This is a genomic window from Rhodococcus sp. AZ1 (genome assembly GCF_054979605.1).
The window spans coordinates 54,057-75,393 of record NZ_JBUEQF010000005.1; the positions used below are offsets into that span (position 1 = coordinate 54,057).

17 protein-coding genes are annotated in these 21,337 nt (G+C 69.3%); 12 read left to right on the forward strand and 5 right to left on the reverse strand.

Annotation, left to right across the window (positions count from 1 at the left end; all coding sequences use genetic code 11):
- The first annotated feature begins 202 nt into the window (after positions 1–202).
- From sucB to ACY48E_RS07865, 5 genes are read left to right on the forward strand one after another with little or no spacing between them, the layout of a single operon-like run.
- A complete protein-coding gene (gene sucB, locus ACY48E_RS07845; RefSeq protein WP_462871590.1) occupies positions 203–1,957 on the forward strand; it encodes a 2-oxoglutarate dehydrogenase, E2 component, dihydrolipoamide succinyltransferase in 1,755 nt (584 codons plus the stop codon).
- Positions 1,958–2,017: 60 nt separating this feature from the next.
- Positions 2,018–2,911 carry a TIGR01777 family oxidoreductase gene (locus ACY48E_RS07850; RefSeq protein ID WP_462871591.1) on the forward strand — a complete coding sequence of 298 codons (894 nt, stop codon included), beginning with the start codon at positions 2,018–2,020 and terminating at the stop codon, positions 2,909–2,911.
- Positions 2,908–3,627 carry a lipoyl(octanoyl) transferase LipB gene (lipB, locus tag ACY48E_RS07855; protein ID WP_462871592.1) on the forward strand — a complete coding sequence of 240 codons (720 nt, stop codon included), beginning with the start codon at positions 2,908–2,910 and terminating at the stop codon, positions 3,625–3,627. The genes ACY48E_RS07850 and lipB overlap by 4 nt, the downstream gene beginning before the upstream one ends.
- Positions 3,628–3,636: 9 nt before the next feature.
- On the forward strand, positions 3,637–4,674 hold the full coding sequence (lipA, locus tag ACY48E_RS07860) for a lipoyl synthase (protein WP_462871593.1): 1,038 nt from the start codon (positions 3,637–3,639) through the stop codon (positions 4,672–4,674).
- Between the two features lie 44 nt (positions 4,675–4,718).
- Positions 4,719–5,462 carry a DUF4191 domain-containing protein gene (locus ACY48E_RS07865; protein ID WP_462871594.1) on the forward strand — a complete coding sequence of 248 codons (744 nt, stop codon included), beginning with the start codon at positions 4,719–4,721 and terminating at the stop codon, positions 5,460–5,462.
- A 3-nt stretch (positions 5,463–5,465) separates the two neighbouring features.
- Here the strand turns inward: ACY48E_RS07865 and ACY48E_RS07870 are convergent, their stop codons facing one another.
- Positions 5,466–5,939 carry an RDD family protein gene (locus ACY48E_RS07870; RefSeq protein ID WP_462871595.1) on the reverse strand — a complete coding sequence of 158 codons (474 nt, stop codon included), beginning with the start codon at positions 5,937–5,939 and terminating at the stop codon, positions 5,466–5,468.
- A 242-nt stretch (positions 5,940–6,181) separates the two neighbouring features.
- Between ACY48E_RS07870 and glnA the strand changes: the two genes are divergently transcribed.
- Positions 6,182–7,618 (forward strand): type I glutamate--ammonia ligase, encoded by a 1,437-nt coding sequence (gene glnA, locus ACY48E_RS07875; protein ID WP_462871596.1) that lies wholly within the window; start codon positions 6,182–6,184, stop codon positions 7,616–7,618.
- A gap of 91 nt (positions 7,619–7,709) precedes the next feature.
- Here the strand turns inward: glnA and ACY48E_RS07880 are convergent, their stop codons facing one another.
- The 3 genes from ACY48E_RS07880 to ACY48E_RS07890 all read right to left on the reverse strand — a co-directional run bounded on the left by ACY48E_RS07880 (position 7,710) and on the right by ACY48E_RS07890 (position 13,906).
- Positions 7,710–10,730: a bifunctional [glutamine synthetase] adenylyltransferase/[glutamine synthetase]-adenylyl-L-tyrosine phosphorylase gene (locus tag ACY48E_RS07880; RefSeq protein ID WP_462871808.1), complete on the reverse strand. Its 3,021-nt coding sequence runs from the start codon at positions 10,728–10,730 to the stop codon at positions 7,710–7,712.
- Positions 10,731–10,915: 185 nt separating this feature from the next.
- Positions 10,916–12,256 carry a glutamine synthetase family protein gene (locus ACY48E_RS07885; protein ID WP_462871597.1) on the reverse strand — a complete coding sequence of 447 codons (1,341 nt, stop codon included), beginning with the start codon at positions 12,254–12,256 and terminating at the stop codon, positions 10,916–10,918.
- A 114-nt stretch (positions 12,257–12,370) separates the two neighbouring features.
- Entirely contained in the window at positions 12,371–13,906 is a 1,536-nt protein-coding gene (locus tag ACY48E_RS07890; protein WP_462871598.1) for an alpha/beta hydrolase, read from the reverse strand.
- Positions 13,907–13,977: 71 nt separating this feature from the next.
- Here ACY48E_RS07890 and ACY48E_RS07895 point away from each other — a divergent pair, with 71 nt between their 5' ends.
- The 6 genes from ACY48E_RS07895 to ACY48E_RS07920 all read left to right on the forward strand — a co-directional run bounded on the left by ACY48E_RS07895 (position 13,978) and on the right by ACY48E_RS07920 (position 19,860).
- Positions 13,978–14,925, forward strand: coding sequence for a hypothetical protein (locus ACY48E_RS07895; protein ID WP_462871599.1), 948 nt, complete (start codon positions 13,978–13,980; stop codon positions 14,923–14,925).
- Between the two features lie 65 nt (positions 14,926–14,990).
- Positions 14,991–15,887, forward strand: a complete 897-nt coding sequence (locus ACY48E_RS07900; protein ID WP_462871600.1) for a DUF559 domain-containing protein — start codon at positions 14,991–14,993, stop codon at positions 15,885–15,887.
- A gap of 145 nt (positions 15,888–16,032) precedes the next feature.
- Positions 16,033–16,896, forward strand: a complete 864-nt coding sequence (panB, locus tag ACY48E_RS07905; RefSeq protein WP_462871601.1) for a 3-methyl-2-oxobutanoate hydroxymethyltransferase — start codon at positions 16,033–16,035, stop codon at positions 16,894–16,896.
- 44 nt (positions 16,897–16,940) lie between these two features.
- A complete protein-coding gene (locus ACY48E_RS07910) occupies positions 16,941–17,339 on the forward strand; it encodes a hypothetical protein (RefSeq protein ID WP_462871602.1) in 399 nt (132 codons plus the stop codon).
- 4 nt (positions 17,340–17,343) lie between these two features.
- Positions 17,344–18,297 carry a prolyl aminopeptidase gene (gene pip / locus ACY48E_RS07915; RefSeq protein WP_462871603.1) on the forward strand — a complete coding sequence of 318 codons (954 nt, stop codon included), beginning with the start codon at positions 17,344–17,346 and terminating at the stop codon, positions 18,295–18,297.
- A gap of 30 nt (positions 18,298–18,327) precedes the next feature.
- Positions 18,328–19,860, forward strand: a complete 1,533-nt coding sequence (locus ACY48E_RS07920; RefSeq protein ID WP_462871604.1) for a CYTH and CHAD domain-containing protein — start codon at positions 18,328–18,330, stop codon at positions 19,858–19,860.
- 20 nt (positions 19,861–19,880) lie between these two features.
- Here the strand turns inward: ACY48E_RS07920 and ACY48E_RS07925 are convergent, their stop codons facing one another.
- Positions 19,881–21,308 carry an RNB domain-containing ribonuclease gene (locus ACY48E_RS07925; RefSeq protein ID WP_462871605.1) on the reverse strand — a complete coding sequence of 476 codons (1,428 nt, stop codon included), beginning with the start codon at positions 21,306–21,308 and terminating at the stop codon, positions 19,881–19,883.
- Between the last annotated feature and the right edge of the window lie 29 nt (positions 21,309–21,337).

The window sequence follows — 21,337 nt, forward strand, 5'->3', positions numbered from 1 at the left end:
TGACCGACGCGCAACAGTGCTTACATTCGAGTGTGCCAAAAAGTTTCCCGACGCCTGCGCGACGACGGTGCGGCTATGGCAACACGGCCGGAGGAGAAGTGACAGGATGAACCTGCCGCGGCCGCACCTCGGGCCGCTACGACTGCACACCGGTCACGACCACGAGTCGACGCCACACCAACACCTCTAGGAGTCAACAGAGATGGCCTTCTCCGTCCAGATGCCTGCCCTCGGCGAAAGCGTCACCGAGGGAACAGTCACACGCTGGTTGAAGCAGGAGGGAGACACCGTCGCCGTCGACGAGCCGCTCCTCGAGGTGAGCACCGACAAGGTCGACACCGAGATCCCCTCGCCCGTCGCCGGCGTGCTCACCCGCATCATCGCCCACGAGGACGACACCGTGGAGATCGGCGGGGAACTCGCCCAGATCGGTGAGGCCGGCGAGAGCGCCGCGCCTGCTCCCGCCGCGCCTGCTCCCGCCGCTGCCGCTCCCGAACCCTCTGCTCCCCCGGCTCCCGCGCCCGCCGCTGCCGCTCCCGAGCCCTCTGCTCCCCCGGCTCCCGCAGCTCCGGCTGCCGCACCCGCCGCGTCGGGCACGCCGGTGACGATGCCCGAGCTGGGCGAGTCCGTCACCGAGGGCACCGTCACCCGCTGGCTCAAGGCCGTCGGCGACGCCGTCGCAGTGGACGAGCCGCTGCTCGAGGTGAGCACCGACAAGGTCGACACCGAGATCCCCTCGCCCGTTGCGGGCACCCTGCTCGAGATCACCGCGCAGGAGGACGACACCGTCGCCGTGGGTGGGCAGCTCGCCGTGGTCGGCACCGGCTCACCTGCCGCAGCACCCGCACCCGCACCGCCCGCACCGACGCCCCCGCCCGCACCCGTCGCGGCTCCGGCACCGACACCCGCGCCTGCACCGACACCCGCACCCGCGCCTGCACCGACGCCCGCTCCCGTCGCGACTCCGGCGCCTGCACCCGCTCCCGCTCCCGCACCCGCACCCGCGCAGTCGTCGGGCGCAGCGCAGTACGTGACGCCGCTGGTGCGCAAGCTTGCGGCCGAGCACAACGTCGACCTCGCCACCGTCAAGGGCACCGGTGTCGGTGGCCGCGTCCGCAAGCAGGACGTGCTCGCCGCTGCCGAGGCCGCAAAGCCGGCCCCGGCGCCCGCGCCCGCCGCTGCAGCCCCATCCGCTCCGGCTGCCGCCCCGACACCGCGCCCGGAGTTGGCGGGTCTGCGCGGCACCACGCAGAAGATCAACCGCATTCGCCAGATCACCGCGAAGAAGACGCGCGAGTCGCTGCAGACGTCCGCGCAGCTCACGCAGACCTTCGAGGTCGATGTCACCCGCATCGCAAACCTGCGTGCGCGGGCCAAGGCAACTTTCGCCGAGCGCGAGGGCGTCAACCTGACGTTCCTGCCGTTCTTCGCCAAGGCCGTCGTCGAAGCGCTCAAGGTGCACCCCAACGTCAACGCCAGCATCGACGAGGACGCCAAGGAGATCACCTACTACGACGCCGAACACCTCGGCATCGCCGTCGACACCGAGCAGGGTCTGCTCTCCCCCGTCATCCACAACGCGGGCGACCTCTCGCTGGCCGGCCTCGCCCGCGCCATCGCGGACATTGCCGCTCGGGCCCGCTCGAACGGCCTCAAGCCCGACGAGCTGGCCGGGGGCACGTTCACCATCACCAACATCGGCAGCCAGGGCGCTCTGTTCGACACCCCGATCCTCGTGCCGCCACAGGCCGCGATGCTGGGCACCGGTGCGATCGTCAAGCGTCCGGTGGTGGTGACCGACGAGTCGGGCAGCGAGTCGATCGGCGTCCGGTCCATGTGCTTCCTGCCGCTGACCTACGACCACCGACTGATCGACGGGGCCGACGCCGGGCGCTTCCTCACCACCATCAAGCAGCGGCTCGAGGAGGGCGCCTTCGAGGCCGATCTCGGTCTGTAGGCCGCCGCCTCACCTCACAACCCTGCCTCCAACAACCCTGCCCGACGGAACGAGGTTGCCATGCGCGTCGTCATCGCCGGATCGTCCGGCCTGATCGGAACATCATTGACCGCCACGCTGCGTCGCGGTGGTCACGAGGTGGTACGTCTGGTGCGCCGCGCGCCGTCCGGTTATGACGAAGTGCGGTGGGACCCTTCAGGATCCGGCGTGGACCCGTCCGCGCTCGAGGGTGTGGACGCCATCGTCAACCTGTGCGGTGTCGGCATCGGCGACAAGCGGTGGAGCGGGGCGTACAAGCAGGCCATCCGTGACTCCCGGATCACGCCCACCGATGTTCTCGCGCGGGCTGCGGTCGCGTCGGGGGTGCCCACCCTCATCAGTGCCAGCGGCATCAACTTCTACGGCGACACCGGCAGTCGCGTCGTGGACGAAACCGCCCCTGCCGGTACGGGTTTCCTCGCAGACGTCTGCCGCGACTGGGAGGGCGCCACCGCTCCGGCAGCAGCTGCCGGGGTGCGCGTGGTGCTGCTGCGGACATCGGTGGTGCTCGCACCGAGCGGCGGCATGCTGGGAAAGCTGAACCTGCTCTACAAGTTCGGGCTGGGCGGCACGCTGGGCAAGGGCACCCAGTACTTCCCGTGGATCTCCCTCACCGATCAGGTCGATGCGATCGTCTTCGCGCTCGAACACGACACCGTCTCGGGGCCGATCAATCTCTCCGGCCCCACCGCGGTGACCTTCGCCGAGTTCAACTCCGCGATGAGCCGCGCGTACGGTCGGCCCGCCCCGTGGAAGGTACCGGGCTTCGTGATCTCGGCGGCGATCGGCGAGTTCGCGGACGAGGCGATCCTCAGCGGCCCGCGAGCGGTCCCCGCCGCACTGGAGGCGGCCGGGTTCACCTTCACCCACCCCACCATCGACGACGCCCTCGCCGCTGCCGTCGGCCGGTCGTGACCGTGGGCTCGGCGCGCGAGGCCGACGAGGCGATGCAGGTGCGCCGGCTCGGCGTGGTCGAGTACCTGCGAGCGTGGGAGCTCCAGCGTGAACTCGCCGACGCCCGCGCCGCCGACGAGGGCCCGGACACTCTGCTGCTGCTCGAACATCCGTCGGTGTACACCGCCGGTCGACGCACCGCCGACACCGACCGACCCGTCGACGGAACCGAGGTGGTCGAGGTCGATCGGGGCGGGCGGATCACCTGGCACGGCCCGGGCCAACTGGTGGGCTACCCGATCGTGAAGCTGGCGTCGCCCATCGACGTGGTGGCGTACGTCCGTCGCCTCGAAGCAGCACTGATCGCGGTGTGCAGCGACCTCGGGCTGAACTGTGGCCGGGTGGACGGCCGATCGGGAGTGTGGGTACCCGCCGGGGTGATCGGCGGTGTGCCGATGCCCGAACGCAAGATCGCGGCGATCGGGGTGCGGGTGCAGCGCGGTGTCGCCCTGCACGGGTTCGCCCTCAACGCCGACCCCGATCTGACGGCGTTCGACCGCATCGTCCCCTGCGGGATCGCCGACGCGGGGGTGAGTTCGGTGAGCCGCGAACTCGGCCGCACGGTCGGTGTGGCCGACGTGATCGACGCCGTGGAGGCGGCGGTGATCGATGCACTCGACCGACCGCACGCATCGACCGGTCCCGGGCCGCATGCGTCGACCGGTCGGCGTCCGTAGGATCGACAGGTGACCGACTCCCCCGCCGACCATCGCGAATCCGTCGTTCCGCCGGGCAGGAAACTGCTGCGTCTCGAGGTTCGCAACTCGCAGACCCCCATCGAGCGCAAGCCGTCGTGGATCCGCACGCGAGCGAAGATGGGCCCCGAGTACACCGAGCTGAAGAACCTGGTCAAGCGCGGTGGACTGAACACCGTGTGCGAGGAGGCCGGGTGTCCCAACATCTACGAGTGCTGGGAGGACCGCGAGGCGACGTTCCTCATCGGCGGTGAGCAGTGCACCCGCCGCTGCGACTTCTGCCAGATCGACACCGGTAAGCCCGCCGAGCTCGATCGGGACGAGCCGCGACGAGTGGCCGAATCGGTGGCCACGATGGGTCTGCGGTACTCCACCATCACCGGCGTCGCACGCGACGATCTCGACGACGGCGGTGCCTGGCTCTACGCCGAGACCGTGCGCCACATCAAGAGGCTCAACCCCGACACCGGCGTGGAATTGCTGATCCCTGATTTCAACGCCGACCCCGACCAACTTGCCGAGGTGTTCTCCTCGCGACCGGAGGTACTGGCCCACAACGTCGAAACCGTGCCGCGGATCTTCAAGCGCATTCGTCCCGCGTTCCGGTACCAGCGCAGCCTCGACGTGATCACCGCGGCCCGCGACGCAGGCCTGGTCACCAAGTCCAACCTGATCCTCGGGATGGGCGAGCGACCCGACGAGGTCACCGAGGCGCTGTCGGACCTGCGCACGGCCGGCTGCGACATCGTCACCATCACCCAGTACCTTCGGCCGTCGCCGCGCCACCATCCGGTGGACCGGTGGGTCAAGCCGGAGGAGTTCGTCGAGCACTCCGACTCCGCTCGCGCCCTCGGATTCGCCGGTGTGATGGCCGGTCCGCTGGTGCGCTCGTCGTACCGCGCGGGGCGACTCTACGCGCAGGCGATGGTTCACCACGGACGCCCCATCCCGCCGAACATGGCCCACCTCGCCGATGGTGGTGAGTCCGCGCAGGAGGCCGGCGCACTGATTGCCCGTCTCGCTCGCTGAGCACCCCGCACGGGCGCGCATCGTCGGGGCCTATTGTTTAGGGCATGGCGAAAGGCACCCAGGGAAAGCCCTCCAGCGAGGCCAAGGCCGCTGCGAAGGCGGCACGCAAGAAGGCCTCCAAGGAGCGGCGCGCACAGTTGTGGCAGGCGTTCCAGATGCAGCGCAAGGAGGACAAGCTCCTCCTGCCGTTGATCATCGGCTCGATCGTGGGCTTCGGTGCCCTGTTCTTCGTGCTCGGGCTGCTGATCGGCGGTGAGTGGTTCCTGCTGCCGATAGGTCTGCTGATCGGTGTGCTGGTGGCGTTCATCATCTTCGGTCGCCGCGTGCAGAAATCGGTGTATCGCAAGGCCGACGGGCAGGCCGGCGCCGCGGCGTGGGCGCTGGACAACATGCAGGGTTCGTGGCGGGTGTCGACGGCCGTGGCCGGGACCACCCAGCTCGACGCCGTGCACCGCGTGATCGGTCGACCCGGCGTGATCCTGGTCGCCGAGGGATCACCGCAGCGGGTGAAGTCCCTTCTCGCTCAGGAGAAGAAGAAGACGGCCCGCCTGGTGGGCGACACCCCGATCTACGACGTGGTGGTCGGTAACGACGAGGGTCAGATACCGCTCGCTCAGCTGCAGAAGTACATGAACAAGCTGCCGCGCAACATCAATTCCAAGCGGATGGACAGCATCGAGTCACGCCTGTCGGCGCTGGGGACGCGCGGCGGACCCGCCATCCCCAAGGGTCCGATCCCGGGCGGCGCGAAGACCAAGGGGATGCAGCGCACCATCAGGCGCCGCTGACGCTCAGCGCGCGTACACCAGAGCGGTGCCGGTGGCCCTGTCCTGCATGCCCCTGCTGTCGACGTCGGTGATGACGGGGGGAATGACGAACGAGATGATCAGCTGCCGGACGAGGGCGCGGACGAACCCGACCCCGCCCGGGGCGTCGACTCGCGCGACCCGGATTCCCATGAACAGCTGGCCCGGGGTGAAGGAGAAGAGCGTCACCGTGATCACCCCGATGACGAACCACACCGCCAGGGTCAGCGTCGAGAAGTTCGCACCGCCGAGGTTGCCGCCGAGGATCAGTGCCGTGACGCCCATCGACATGAGCCAATCGATGAACAGGGCCGCCACCCGTCGCGGAGTCGGCGCCAACGCGCCGGGCCCGAACTTCGGAAGGCCGAGTTTCTCACCCTGATATGCCTGCTCGGTGTCATGGTCGCTCGGTAGTGCCGAGTTCGATCCGGACAGCCAGGACCCAGTCATTCGTGCCATACGGTCCAGGATAGATGTCGTCGGTATCGTCGTCGGGAGGGTTGCGGTGGTGCCGCGAGCGTGCTGCCGCGGCTGCTATGCGTAACACCGACGAAACACATGATTGACGGGGGCGCAATACCGCCTCCATAACGTGCGAGTTGGCGTTACCTTGCCGTGTTGTCGGCGAGGCCGACGTTGCCCGCACGTGAACAGTTGTTCATATCGACAGGGTGTTCACAACCGACAGAAGGAGCATGAGCGTGGCATTCACCACGGCCGAAGAGGTCATCAAGCACATCGCTGACGAGGGAGTCGAGTACGTCGACATCCGCTTCACCGACCTCCCCGGCATCCAGCAGCACTTCTCCATCGCAGCCAAGGCCTTCACCAAGGAAACCCTCGAAGACGGGCTCGCGTTCGACGGTTCCTCCGTCCGCGGTTTCCAGTCCATCCACGAGTCCGACATGATGCTGCTGCCCGACTACGGCACCGCACAGATCGACCCGTTCCGCCGCGCGAAGACGCTGAACATGGACTTCTTCGTCCACGACCCCTACACCCGCGAGTCCTACAGCCGCGATCCCCGCAACGTCGCCCGCAAGGCCGAGGAGTACCTGGCCAGCACCGGCATCGCCGACACCGCCTACTTCGGCCCGGAGGCCGAGTTCTACATCTTCGACTCCGTGCGCTACGACTCCGCCATGAACGGCGCGTTCTACGAGGTCGACTCCGGCGCCGGCGCCTGGAACACCGGCGCGGAGGCCGAGCTCGACGGCTCCCCCAACCTCGGCTACAAGGTCCGCCCCAAGGGCGGGTATTTCCCCGTGGCCCCCTACGACCACTACGTCGACATCCGCGACGCCATCTCCACCAACCTCCAGAACGCCGGCTTCGAACTCGAGCGCGCGCACCACGAGGTGGGCACCGGTGGTCAGACGGAGATCAACTACAAGTTCAACACCATGCTGCGGGCAGCCGACGATCTGCAGCTGTTCAAGTACATCGTCAAGAACACCTGCTGGCAGTTCGGCAAGTCCGCGACCTTCATGCCCAAGCCGCTCTTCGGTGACAACGGCTCCGGCATGCACGTGCACCAGTCCCTCTGGAAGGACGGCAAGCCGCTCTTCTACGACGAGAAGGGCTACGCGGGTCTGTCGGATCTGGCACGTCACTACATCGGCGGCATCCTGCACCACGCGCCGTCGCTGCTGGCGTTCACCAACCCGACCATCAACTCCTACCACCGCCTGGTGCCGGGCTACGAGGCCCCGATCAACCTGGTGTACTCGGGCCGCAACCGCTCCGCCGCCGTGCGCATCCCCACCACGGGCAACAACCCCAAGGCCAAGCGCCTCGAGTTCCGCGCACCGGATGCCTCCGGCAACCCGTACCTGTCGTTCGCCGCGCAGATGATGGCCGGACTCGACGGCATCAAGAACAAAATCGAGCCGCTGGCACCGGTGGACAAGGACCTCTACGAGCTGCCGCCCGAGGAGGCCAAGAACATCCCCCAGGCACCGACCTCGCTGGCGGACGTGATCGATCGCCTCGAGCAGGATCACGACTACCTCACCGCCGGTGGGGTGTTCACCACCGACCTGATCGAGACCTGGATCTCGCTCAAGCGGGAGAACGAGATCGCGCCCGTCAACCTGCGTCCGCACCCGTACGAGTTCCAGCTGTACTACGACTGCTGAGTTCGCAGCCACCTCGACACACTCGACACCCACCCGCACCGACTCGGTGCGGGTGGGTGTCGTCGTCCTGCGCGCTGCCGACGCCGGCCGATCACCGACCGCCGAACACCGTCTCCACCACCTGCTTGGCCCGCCTGGTCACGCGCAGATAGTTGTCGAGGAACTCGCCGGAATCGCTGCCGAATCCCGCGATCTGCGCAACCGCCGAGAGGACCTTGCCGGACGCGGGCAACTGATCGGTGGGCTTGCCCTTCACCAGTACCAGCGCGTTGCGCGCCTTCGTGGCGGTCAACCACGCATCGCGCAGCAGCGCGACATCCTCGGACTCGAGCAGACCCGCCTCGTCGATGGCGTCGAGCGTCTCGAGCGTGGAGGTGTTGTGCAGCGACGGCACCCGGTGAGCATGTCGCAACTGCACCAACTGCACCGTCCACTCGACGTCGGCGAGACCGCCTCGACCGAGCTTGGTGTGCGTGGTGGGATCGGCCCCCTTGGGTAGCCGCTCCGAGTCCACGCGAGCCTTGATTCGCCGAATCTCCTGGACGGCCTCCGGCGACACCCCACCCTGCGGGTAGCGCACCTTGTCCGCCATCAACAGGAAGCGCACGCCCAGATCCTGATCACCGGCCACCTGGTGCGCCCGCAGCAGCGCCTGCACCTCCCACGGCTGCGCCCACTGGCTGTAGTACGCGTCGTAGGCCGAGAGCGTGCGCACGACGGGTCCGCTGCGACCCTCGGGCCGCAGACCGGTGTCCACCTCGAGTGGTGGGTCCTGACTCGGTGAGCCGAGAAGCGTGCGAACGCGATCGGCGATCGCGTTCGCCCACTTCACCGCAGCAGCGTCGTCCTCTGACGCAGGGGTCGGTTCGCACACGAAGAGCACGTCCGCGTCGGAACCGTAGCCGAGCTCGAGACCGCCGAGTCGGCCCATGCCGATGACCGCGATCGACGCCGGAGCCGGCTCACCGCGCTCGGCCTCGCTCGCTCGCACCGCCGCATCGAGCGCGGCGTTGATCACCGCGGCCCAGACCGACGACAGCGCGCGACACACTTGCGGCACGTCCAGCAGACCCAGAATGTCGGCCGAGGCGATGCGCGCCAGTTCGTAGCGCCGCAGCGACCGCGCCGCAGCGACGGCCCGAACCGGGTCCTCGTGTCGAGCGGAAGCGGCCAGGATCGCGTTGTAGGTCTCGGCAGGATCGCTGTCGAGCAATCGCGGTCCGGTGGGCCCGTCGGCGAAGAGCCGGATCACCTCGGGCGCATTGAGCAGCACGTTCTGCAGGTACGCCGAGGAACCGAGAACCTGCATCAGCCGCTGGGCCACCGAACCTTCGTCGCGCATCAGCCGCAGGAACCAGGTCTGCTCGGCCAGCGACTCGGCCAACCGCCGGTACGCCAGCAGTCCCGCATCGGGGTCGGGTGTGTCGCCGAGCCATTCCAGCAGCGTCGGCAGCAGCAGGGCGTGGATGCGTCCGCGTCGGGTGCCCGATTCCACCAGCGCCGACAGGTGCCCGAGCGCGTGCTGAGGCGAGGCGTAACCCAGCGCCGCGAGCTGGCGGGTGGCCGAATCGGGGCTCAGCCGAAGCTGGTCGGCGTCCATCTGCGCCACCGACTCGAGCAGCGGGCGGTAGAACAGACGCGCGTGCAGTCGGCGAATTCGCACCGCGTTGCGCTTGATCTCCCCGCGCAGCACCCCCAGCGCGTCGTTGCTGCCGTCGGGGCGCATGTGAGCGGCGCGCGCGAGCCACCGCAGCGACTCGTCGTCGTCGTCGGGAGGCAGGGTGTGCGTGCGCTTCATGCGCTGCAACTGCAGTCGATGCTCGATCAGACGCAGGAACTCGTACGACGCGGTGAGGTTGGCGGCGTCGTCGCGCCCGACGTACCCGCCGGCGGCCAGTGCCGAGAGCGCCTCCACGGTGCCCGGCACGTGCAGGGAGGTGTCCGACCGTCCGTGGACCAACTGCAGAAGTTGGACGGCGAACTCGACGTCGCGCAGGCTGCCGCGGCCGAGCTTGATCTCCCGCTCACGCAGCTCCGGTGGAACCATCGACTCCACTCGCCGCCGCATGGCCTGCACCTCGGCAACGAAGTCCGCGCGCTCGCACGCGGTCCACACCATGGGGCTCAGCGCGGCAACGTAGTCCCGGCCCAGGCGCAGGTCTCCGGTCATCGCGCGTGCCTTGAGCAGCGCCTGGAACTCCCACGTCTTGGCCCAGCGCTGGTAGTACGCGACGTGCGAGTCCAGGGTGCGTACCAGCTCACCCTGTTTGCCCTCCGGCCGCAACGCCGCGTCGACCTCGAAGAACGCCGACGAGCCGATGCGCATCATCTCCCCCGCCAGCCGTGCGCCCGCGCCGGTGGCCGGCTCGCACACGAACACCACGTCCACATCCGAGACGTAGTTGAGCTCCTGCGCACCACACTTGCCCATCGCGATGACCGCGAGCCGCACCCCGCACGGCTCGTCCGGGAACACGGTGGCGACGGCGACCGCGAGGGCCGCGGTGAGGGCGGCATCGGCCAGGTCCGCCAGGTGTCGGGCCACCGCCTCGTACGCGATCACCGGCTCGTTCTCGACGGTGGCCGCGAGGTCCGCCGCCGCCAACAACATCACCTGATCGCGGTACGCCTCGCGCAGCGCCATGATCGCCTTCGGGCCCACCACACCCGCCCGGAAGAGACGATCCTCGGGCTCGGTACCCGGCTCGCGGGTGCCGTCGACCACCGCGAGCATGGTGGCCGACAGCTCGTCGGCAGTGGGCAGCGTCGGTCGATGATCGGCGAGCAGCCGCCACCGCGCGGGCTCGGCGACGAGGTGATCGGCAAGAGCACTCGACGAGCCGACCAACCCCAGCAGGCGCCCCCGCAGTCCTCGATCGGAGCGCAGGGCCGTATCGAGCACGCCCCAGTCGTCGGCGAGTGCATCGGCCAACCGGACCAGGGTGCGCAAAGCAAGGTCGGCGTCCGGTGCACGCGAGAGCGACCACATCACCTCGATGCTCTCGGCGTCGTTCCAGCCGATGCGCGCGAGATCGGCAGCGGCGGTGTCACCCACCAGCCCCAGGCGCCCGGGCCCCGGCACCACCGAACGCGCACTGCGCGGGGTCACGATCGCCCTCGCGCACGCGTCTGATCCCTGAGTTGAGCACCGCGGCACAGCAGTCTGGTCATGGCCCGACCGACGGTACTCGATCACATGGTCGGCTCGGCGCAGCCTCGCTCGATCACATCGTCGGCTCGGCGCAGCCTCGCTCGATCACATCGTCGGCTCGGCGCAGCCTCGCTCGGCCGACGCTTCTACAGGCCCAGGTAGTTCTTCAACTCGAACGGGGTGACGTGACCCTTGTACGACTCCCATTCGCGACGCTTGTTGCGCAGGAAGTAGTCGAAGACGTGCTCACCGAGCGCCTCGGCGACCAGCTCGGAGCGCTCCATCGCCTTGAGCGCCTCGTTGAGGTCACCGGGGAGCTCCCGGTATCCGAGGGTGCGACGCTCGGCGGAGGTCATGGAGAACACGTCGTCCTCGGCCTCCGGAGGCAGCGCATACCCCTCCTTGATGCCCTTGAGGCCGGCGGCCAGCAGCACCGCGAAGGTCAGGTACGGGTTGCAGGCCGAATCGGGGCTCCGAATCTCGACCCGACGCGAGGAGGCCTTGTTCGGGGTGTACATCGGCACCCGGACCAGCGCGGAGCGGTTGGACGGGCCCCAGGACGCGGCGGTGGGTGCCTCCCCGCCGTACACCAGACGCTTGTAGGAGTTCACCCACTGGTTGGTGACCGCGCTGATCTCGTTGGCGTGCTCGAGGATGCCGGCGATGAAGGCCTTGCCGGTATCGGAGAGCTGCATCGGGTCGACCGGGTTGTGGAAGGCGTTGGTGTCGCCCTCGAACAGGCTCATGTGGGTGTGCATCGCCGAGCCGGCATGGTCGGAGAACGGCTTGGGCATGAACGTCGCCCGCACACCCTCGTGGATCGCGACCTCCTTGACGAGGTAGCGGAAGGTCATCACGTTGTCGGCCATCGACAGGGCGTCGGCGTAGCGCAGATCGATCTCCTGCTGCCCCGGCGCCGTCTCGTGATGCGAGAACTCGACGGAGATGCCCATCGACTCGAGAGCGTCGATGGCGTGGCGCCGGAAGTTGGGCGCCGCGTCGTGAACGGCCTGGTCGAAGTAGCCACCGTTGTCCGCGGGCACGGGCGTACGGCCGTCCTCGGGCGCGTCGGACAGCAGGAAGAACTCGATCTCGGGGTGCACGTAGCAGCTGAACCCGAGGTCACCGGCCTTGGCGAGCTGGCGGCGCAGCACGTGCCGCGAGTCGGCCCACGATGGCGACCCGTCGGGCATCGCGATGTCGCAGAACATGCGCGCGGAATGCTGATGTCCCTTGCTGGTGGTCCAGGGCAGAACCTGGAAGGTGGCCGGATCGGGAAGGGCGACGGTGTCGGCCTCGGACACTCGCGAGAACCCCTCGATGGCAGAGCCGTCGAAGCCGATCCCCTCCTCGAACGCACCCTCGAGTTCGGCCGGTGCGATCGCCACGGACTTGAGGTAACCGAGGACGTCGGTGAACCACAGTCGGACGAAACGAATGTCGCGTTCCTCGAGCGTACGGAGCACGAATTCCTTTTGGCGATCCATGGTCGTCAGGCTAGGCACGCCAAGTTAAATCCGTGTTACAGCGTTAATTCGGTCTTGCTGCCGGACACCTCACACCAGCTCACACGGGGTGTGAGCTCGACGGACCGCCGACGATCAGCAGGTGGTGTCCGACACCGGCGAGGCCGGATTCTCCAGGTACTTCGTCACCACGTCGTCCACGCACTTGTCGCCGTCGAACGACGCCAGGTGCTGGGTGCCGTTGAACGTGATCAACGCAGCGCCGAGGTCCTTGGCCAGGTTCACCCCGGACTGGTACGGAGTCGCCGGGTCCTTGGTGGTCGAGACCACCACCACCCGGGGGAATCCCTGTGCGGTGACGTCGGTGGTCACCCCCTCCACCGGCGTCGGCCAGAACGCACACACGTCCAGCGCCGCGTTCCCGTTGCCCTTGCCGTCGTCGAGGAAGGGCGCGGCAGCCCGATACTGCGCATCGATCCGACCGGCCGCCGCGCGGTCGGTGATCCGCGGGTCATCCAGGCACCGAACGGCGTTGAACGAGTCCTCGAGGTTGGAGTACTTGCCGTCCGGCCCGCGCCCGGAGTAGAGATCGGCCAGCTGGAGCAGGGTGTCACCGGTACCCGCGGCGAGCTGGCGGAGACCGCTGCGGAGCGCACCCCAGAAATCGGGCAGGTACAGCGCCTGCAGCGTTCCGGTGATCGCGTCCTGATAGCTGAGCCCGCGCGGATCGGCCGTCTTGACCGGCGAGACCACCAGCGGGTTCACCAGTCGGCGGAACTGCCCCACGGCCGCTTTCGGATCGGTCCCGAGCGCACAGTCCGGGCGTGTGGCGCAGTCGGCGGCGAACGCGTCGAACGCGCCCTGGAACCCTCGGCCCTGATCGACCTCACTGGCCGCCGCGTCGGCCGCCGGATCGATGGCACCGTCGAGGACCATCGCCCGCACCTTCGTGGGGAACTGCTGGATGTACTCGGTTCCCAGGCGTGTGCCGTAGGAGAAACCCAGGTAGGTGAGCTTGTCGTCACCCAGCACGGCCCGCAGCACATCCATGTCACGCGCGACGTCCACCGAACCCATGTGCGCCAGCAGCACCGGATCGACGCGCTTACCGCAGGAGGTGGCGTAGTCCCGGTTCTCGCTCTCGGTCTGGGCGAGCCCTGCCGGATCGGTCTCGGTGTCGTCGTCGGCGCGAGCGGCATCGATCTCCGGGCCGGTACGGCACACCACGGCCGGTGTCGACGCCCCGACCCCGCGGGGGTCGAAGCCCACGGTGTCGAACCGCTCTGCTGCGGATGTTCCCTTGGTCACCGCCGCTGTCGCGAGTCCGGAGCCCCCCGGACCGCCGGGGTTGACCAGCAGCGAGCCGATCTTCGCACCGCCGGCGCGCGCACGGGAGATCGCGAGCGACGCCGTCGGCCCGTCGGGCGCCTGATAGTCCAGCGGAACGTTCACCCGCGCGCACTGCAGGTCCGACAGATCCGAACCGTCGGTGGAGAACCCGTCGCACGATCCCCAGTCGACGCTCTGCGAGTAGAACTTGTCGAGACCGGCCGCCGGTGCATCGGACACCGCACGTGCCGTGCCGTCCACTGTCGCCGAACATCCGGCCACCACCAGCACGGCGGCGACGATCGGTGCCAGAGCGGCCCGGCGACACGAAACAGTTCTCACACCACGATGTTCTCACGGCGGCCCCGTCACCCCGGTGTCACGGGGCGGCCCGGACCACTAGCGTCGAGGACATGCGACCGTGCCGCATCGCGCTCGTCACGATCGACCCCACCCTCGGCGCCGACGAGGACAACCGTCGACTGGCCGTCCGGTGGTCCGTGCTGGCCGCCGCGGAGGGAGCGCGTGTGGTCGTGCTGCCGGCACCGTCGCCGTCCGCGTCGACACTCGCAGGTCCGCTCGAGGTCCTCGCCGCCGACCTCGACCGGGCCGGAGCGGGTGACTGCGTGGTGGTTCTCGGTCACGGCGGTGGGGTTCACGGCGGCGGGGTGGCCGCACTGTTCGCGGGCAGGGTCCTGACAACCGGCCTGCACGCCGAGCGATTGCGCGTGGACGGGCTGGTGGTCGGCGGCGATCGCACGCACTCGGACGTCGATGTGCAGGTGATCCCGTCCGCGCGGCCGGTACCACTGGACGGCTCCGAACCGACGCCCGTGGCCATACCCGCGGGTACCGGGCTGGCCGTCGTCAACCTCCTCGGCGGACACGACGGTCAGGTGTTCGACGGCGGCGCCACGGTGTTCGCGGCAGACGGCACCCTGATCGCGCGCGCCCCGCAGTTCGTGGAGCACCTGCTGATCGCCGACGTCGCCGTGTCCGATCGACCGGGCGATGTCGAGCACGAGATACCGGACCTGCCCGTTCCGGTGTTCGCACCGCGGGCACCTCGCATCGCGCCGCTGCAGGATCACCTCGACCACCTGTGGGCGGCCGCGGTGGTCCTGGTTCGCGACACCGCTCACCGCCTCGGGCATCGCCACGTGGCCGTGGCAGGGGACGGTCCGATGGCAGACCTGCTGCGCGCGGTGGTCGTCGAGGCGCTGGGTTCGGGCGGACTGCGTCGTCCCGAGGGGTGTTCGCACGGGCAGGTGCTCGATTCGGCCACCCATCCGCTGACGTCCCTGCCCCCGGCGACGGTCGAGGCCCTGCTCGCCCGACATGTGGGCGATATCCAGCGCTGAGCGACGCTTTTCGCACACAGGTCGACCGACTGGAACCGATCGCCGTCCGCTGCGTCCAATCTGATGTGGACAACGCACGCCTTCGAGGCCACCTCGCGCGACAGGACGGCGTCATCAGCGCGGTGCAGGCGCGGGCATTCGGGCTCAGCGAGTCGGCGATACGCAGACGGGTGACCTCGGGAGTCTGGTCGACCGTGTTCGCGGGGGTGTACCGCAGCACCGAACAACCGCTGACCCCTCGCGCCCGCCTCCGGGCAGCCGTGCTCGCAGCCGGACCCGGGGCCTGCGCGTGGGGACCGAGTGCGGCGTGGTGGCGCGGGATGATCGATCGGGCGCCCACGACCACGTGGGTGACGGTGCCGCGCGAGCGAAACGTTCGACGCGTCGGCATGGGCAACGTTCGCCGTCGCACCCTCGCACCGCGAGACGTCGACACCGTGGCAGGCCTGCCGCTGACGTCCAGAGCGCTCACCGTGCTCGAGACCGCGGTGCTGGTACCGGACGGATCCGCGCTGATGGATCGCGCTATCCAGCAGGGGGTGAGCCTGCGATCGCTGATGTCGGTGCATCGGTCCAATGCCGGGCGTGAGGGCGCCACGGCGTGTGCAGCGCTGCTGCGCGCCGCGGGTGAGGGCGGAGCCTCCGAGGCCGAGCGGGTGTTGCTCCGGCTGCTGCGCGGTGCGGGTCTGACGGGTTGGCGAACCCATGTGTCCTCGTGCGGCTACGAGATCGACGTGGGGTTCGAGGCCGAGCGGGTGGCGCTCGAGGTCGACGGATGGGCCTGGCATCGCGACGCTGCTCGGTTCCACAGCGACGCCGAACGTCAGAACACACTGGTCAACGCGGGCTGGCACGTCCTACGCTTCACATGGCACCGCCTGATCGGCGACCCCGCCGGTGTTCTCGCGGAGATTCAGGCCGCGCTTGCCCGCGCCCGACATGTGGGCGATATCCACCGCTGAGCGGCGCTTTTCGCACACGACCGCACAGCGCGGAGGCCTGTGATCAAGCGCACTACGTCAGAGGGTGGTACGTGGTGGCAGACTGAGCCCGTCATCACCTCTACCCGGGGACCTCCACGAGGCCTCGAGGACGAAAGGGACACCGATGTCTCACGCTCCGGCACCGTCTCACGCTCCGGCACCCGAGCATGCCCTCTACGGCGCTGCTCCCACCGGCCGCAAGACCCGCACCCATCACCTGGTGGACATGAAGTCCCGAGGTGAGCGCTGGGCCATGCTCACCGCGTACGACTACTCCTCGGCCCGCATCTTCGAGGAGGCCGGCATACCGGTGCTGCTGGTCGGCGACTCCGCGGCCAACGTCGTCTACGGCTACGACACCACCGTTCCGGTCACCGTCGACGAGCTCATCCCGCTGGTGCGCGGTGTGGTGCGTGGCGCTCCCAACGCTCTGGTGGTGGCGGACCTGCCCTTCGGCACCTACGAGGGGTCCCCGCAGCAGGCCCTGGCGTCCGCGGTGCGGTTCATGAAGGAGGGTCAGGCGCACGCGGTCAAGCTCGAGGGCGGCGAACGTGTGGCCGCGCAGATCGCCGCCATCACCGCCGCCGGAATCCCGGTCATGGCGCACATCGGATTCACACCCCAGAGCGTGAACACCCTCGGCGGTTTCCGTGTGCAGGGCCGCGGCGACGCCTCGGAGCAGCTGGTGGCGGACGCGATCGCCGTCCAGGAGGCCGGTGCGTTCGCAGTGGTGATGGAAATGGTGCCCGCCGACCTCGCCGGTCAGGTCACCCGCAAGCTGACCATTCCCACCGTGGGCATCGGCGCCGGTAACGAGTGCGACGCGCAGGTCCTGGTGTGGCAGGACATGGCCGGCTTCACCAGCGGCCGCACCGCGAAGTTCGTCAAGAAGTTCGCCGACGTGGGCGATACCCTGCGGCACGCGGCGTCGACCTACGCGGCGCAGGTGCGAACCGGGGAGTTCCCCGGACCGGAGCACAGTTTCTGACCTGGCAGACTGCACGGCGTACATCCGACGAACCAGGAGTCGACATGACAACGAGGTCCATGCTGCGTCGCGCCGCTCCCGTGCTGGTTAGTGCCGCTGTCGTGGCGGGCTGCGCGAACCCGGCACCGGCTCCCGCTCCCGCTCCCGGTGCCACCAGCTCGGCACCGACTGCGGAGGTCACCGACGCCGCGGCCAAGAGCCTGTGCGACCAGATCGCCGGCCAGATTTCGGACTGGTCGATCCAGGGCCCGACCCTGGGCCGCGCCGGGTTCAACATCCTGGTCCAGCAGTGGGCCGCGCAGAGCGGCACGATCAACCTCACGGTGCTGCGCGATCGAGCCATCGTCGACCGGGTGACCACGGCGAGCTGCCCGGACGTCCGAACCCGCGCGGTGTCGTACCTGGCAGTGCCCGACCTGGCGTCGGCGCTCGTCGGTTTCTGACACGGTGCGCACCCTCTACCCACCGATCGAGCCGCACGAGCAGGGTTTGCTCGACGTCGGCGACGGCCAACGCATCCACTGGGAGGTCAGCGGCAATCCCGACGGCGCGGCGGTGGTCTTCGTGCACGGTGGGCCGGGTGGAGGCACCCACGCCGATCAGCGGCGTTACTTCGATCCGGCCGCGTACCGCATCGTGCTGTTCGATCAGCGAGGGTGCGGGCGGTCGACTCCGCACGTGGCCGACGATGCGGATCTGACGGTCAACACCACGCCGAAGTTGATCGCGGACATGGAGGCTCTGCGCAGCGCTCTCGGCATCGAGACCTGGGTGGTGTTCGGGGGATCGTGGGGCTCGACGCTGTCGCTGGCCTACGCGATGGCGCATCCGAACCGAGTTCGAGCGCTGATCCTACGAGGGATCTTCCTGCTCCGACGCAGCGAACTGGACTGGTACTACAACGGCGGCACCGCACACCTGTTCCCCGACGAGTACGAGAAGTTCCTCGCTCCCCTACCCGAACACGAGCGAGGTCGCGACACCATCGAGGCGTTCGGACAGCTGCTGCACTCACCCGACCGCGCGGTGGCCGAGCGCGCCGCCATCGCCTGGTCGGTGTGGGAGGGAGCCACCAGCTCGCTGCTGCCGAATCCGGCGCGAGTCGAGGAAACTGCCGATCCCCGGTTCGCCCTGGCCTTCGCGCGCATCGAGAATCACTACTTCCGCAACGGCGGTTTCCTGGCGTCGCCGCTGCTGGATACCGTGGCAGCGATCGCCGACATCCCCGGCGTGATCGTGCACGGTCGCTACGACGTGGTGTGCCCGCCGTCGAACGCGTGGGACCTCCATCGCGCCTGGCCAGGGTCACAGCTCCACCTGGTGCCCGACGCGGGCCACGCCTCCACCGAACCGGGGATCGTGCACCACCTCGTGGAGGCCACCGACGCCTTCCGACCGTGAGCGCATCGGTGCCCTGGTACCAATGGAGCCATGGCGGAGAACGAGGTCACCCGGGAGATCGAGACCAAGTACGACGTGGACGTCGACGCGCAGGTGCCTGACCTGGTACGAGTCGGCGGGGTGGTGACGGTGTCCGATCCTGCTGTCTCCGAACCGGATTCGACGTACTACGACACCGCCGACCTCGTCCTCACCCGCCACCACATCACCCTGCGCCGCCGCACGGGCACGGCCGATGCGGGCTGGCACGTGAAGGTACCGGTGGCCGGCAACGAACGCATCGAGGTTCGCCGCCCGCTCGACGGAGGAGGCTCGAGCGGGGGCGAGACGCCCGATCGGGTGCCCGCGGACGTTCTGGCACCGGTTCGCTCACTCGTTCGGGGTGACGCCCTCACCCCCCTGGCGTCGATTCGCACGCGGCGCACGGTGATCACCGTCGGTACCGAGACGGTGGCGTGCGCGGCGGAGTTCTGCGACGACCATGTGGAGGCGGTGGACCTGCGGGCGAACGTGCGGACGCAGTGGCACGAGTGGGAGGTCGAGCTGCGGGGCGGCGAGGTCGGCCTGCTGCGGGAGATCGACGCCGCGGTGACCGCCGGCGGTGCCCGGCCGGCGACAACGGCGTCGAAGCTCGAACGAGCGCTGTCGACCACCACTGCGCCCGCGCCGACGCCTCGACCGTCGCCACCACCGCGGAAGGCCCGCGCCGGGGAGGCCGCGATGTACGCCGTTGCGACGGACGTCGACGCGCTGCTGGCCGCCGATCCGCGGGTGCGGGTGGACACCGACGACGCCGTGCACTCGATGCGGGTGGTGACGCGACGCCTGCGCAGCGTGCTCGGCGCCTACCGGAAGATCTTCGACCCGTCCGTACAGGACATCCGAAGCGAGTTGACCTGGCTGGCAGCGCTTCTCGGACAGGCTCGCGATGCCGAGGTGATGGCGGATCGCTACGAGTCCGCGCTCGCCGAGCTGGACGAGGATCTGATTCGCGGGCCCGTCCGGGAGGCACTGGTGACAGGCTCGCGCACCACCTACCGGCAGGCACACGAGCGGATCGTCGCCCAGCTCGACGGTGAGCGGTACCTCGCCCTGCTCGATCGCCTGGACGCGCTGATCGCCGACCCACCGCTCACCGAGACCGCCGATGTTCGCGCGAAGACGTTCCTGGCATCGGCGGTGCACCGGCGGGTTCGTGCGGTGAGCCGGGCGCGCCGCGCCGCCGAGGCAGCCGAGGCAGTCGAGCGGGAGGAACTTCTGCACGAGGTGCGTAAGTGCGCGAAGAAGTTGCGGTACACCACATCCGCGGCGGCTCCCGTGCTCGGCAAGCGCGCAACGCGGATCCACGACGCGGCGAAATCGCTGCAGACGATTCTCGGCGACCACCAGGACGCCGCGCTGTCGCGTGCGACGCTGCGCGATGCGGCCGCAGCGGCCCACGAGCGCGGGGAGGACACCTTCACCTACGGCGTGCTGCACGAGCGCGAGGGCGTTGCCGCCGAACGCTCGCTCGACGGCTACGACGCCGCAGCGGCCGCGCTGGACGCCGCTGTGGACCGCTGACGCGGCGAGCGCAGGTCAGGTCAGGTCGCGGGTTCGGACAGCGTCGCAGGCTCGAACAGCACCTTCCGGGTGGTCGGGTCGGCCACCTTCACCCGCACCGTGATGCGGGTGCCCTCGGCCGGTGCGCCGGTGCAGTCGGCGATCACGTCCGCGCCCGCCACATAGACCCGCGCCGGACGGTCGGCGCGGCCCGGCTGCGCCGCCGAGAGCACCACGCCGTCGTAGGTGCCGGCGGCGTGTTCGGCGAGCCAGGTGGCTTCGGTGAGATCCACACACGCGCGATCGACCTTGCCGGCCAGGGTGTCGCTGCGCCGCATCGTCTCGGGCAACTCGGCGAAGGCGTCGGTGACCCACGCCGGCACGGGAGTGCCGGCCACCGCGGCCAGGCAGATCTCGGTGGCGAATCGATCGACGAGTCGTCGCAACGGCGCGGTCACGTGCGCGTACAGACCGCCGATCCCGGCGTGCTCGGGATGCTCGGGTACCTGCCCGGAGAAGCACGCGTAGGACGCGCCACGCAGCAGCCGGGTGGCCTCGGTCATCACCGCCAGAGTCACCGGCTCGTTGGCCGGCAGCGCGGCCAACACCGCACCGGGCGCCGCACCCTCGGGCCAGTGCACGCCCAGGGCGAGCGCACTGCCACGCAGTTCGGCCACGTCCGACGGCGCCGCGGGGGGCAGGGTACGCAGGATCCCCACCTTGGCCTCGACCATGATCTTCGCCGCACACATGCCGGTGAGCAGCGACATCTGGGCGTTCCAGTCGTCGACGGCGGTGCGCGCGGCGATGTCCACGCGCCACCGGTCCCCGTCCCGCACCACCTCCTGCTCGGGAACGCGAAGTTCGATGGCGCCGCGTGCACGAGCGAGCGCCATGCGCAGCGCCCCGAGATCGGGCAGCTGTTCGAGCGAGGGGTGCACCCGGCCGGCGTCGACATCGGCCTGTACCTGCGCGTACGTGAACCGTTGCCGTGAGCGGACCGTCGCGCGTTCGACGGTGTACGACCCGGGCTCGCCGTCCGCGCCGACGGCGATCGTCCACAGCGCGGCCGGTCGATCCTGATCGGGCAGCAGACTCGCCGACCCCTCCGAGAGCGGACGCGGGTGCAGCGGCACGGTGCCGTCGGGCAGGTACACCGTCTGCCCCCGTCGTCGGGACTCGGCATCGAGCGCACCGCCGGGGACCACCAGGGCACCGACGTCGGCGATGGCGTACGAGAGCACGAAACCGTCGCCATCGCGCGCCACGTGGAGCGCCTGGTCGAGGTCCATGGAGCCGGGTGGGTCGATGGTGACGAACTCGATGTCGCGGGCGTCGCGGCGACCTGCGGCGTGGGCGTCGACGGCGCCCGCGGCCTCACCCTCGGCGTCGGCCGGGTAGGCATCCGGGAGGCGGAACTCGGTTCGAACATCGGCGAAATTCAGGGAACCGACCGTCGCGCGCCTCATGGGTGCCCAGTCTGCCCCACGCTCTCGCT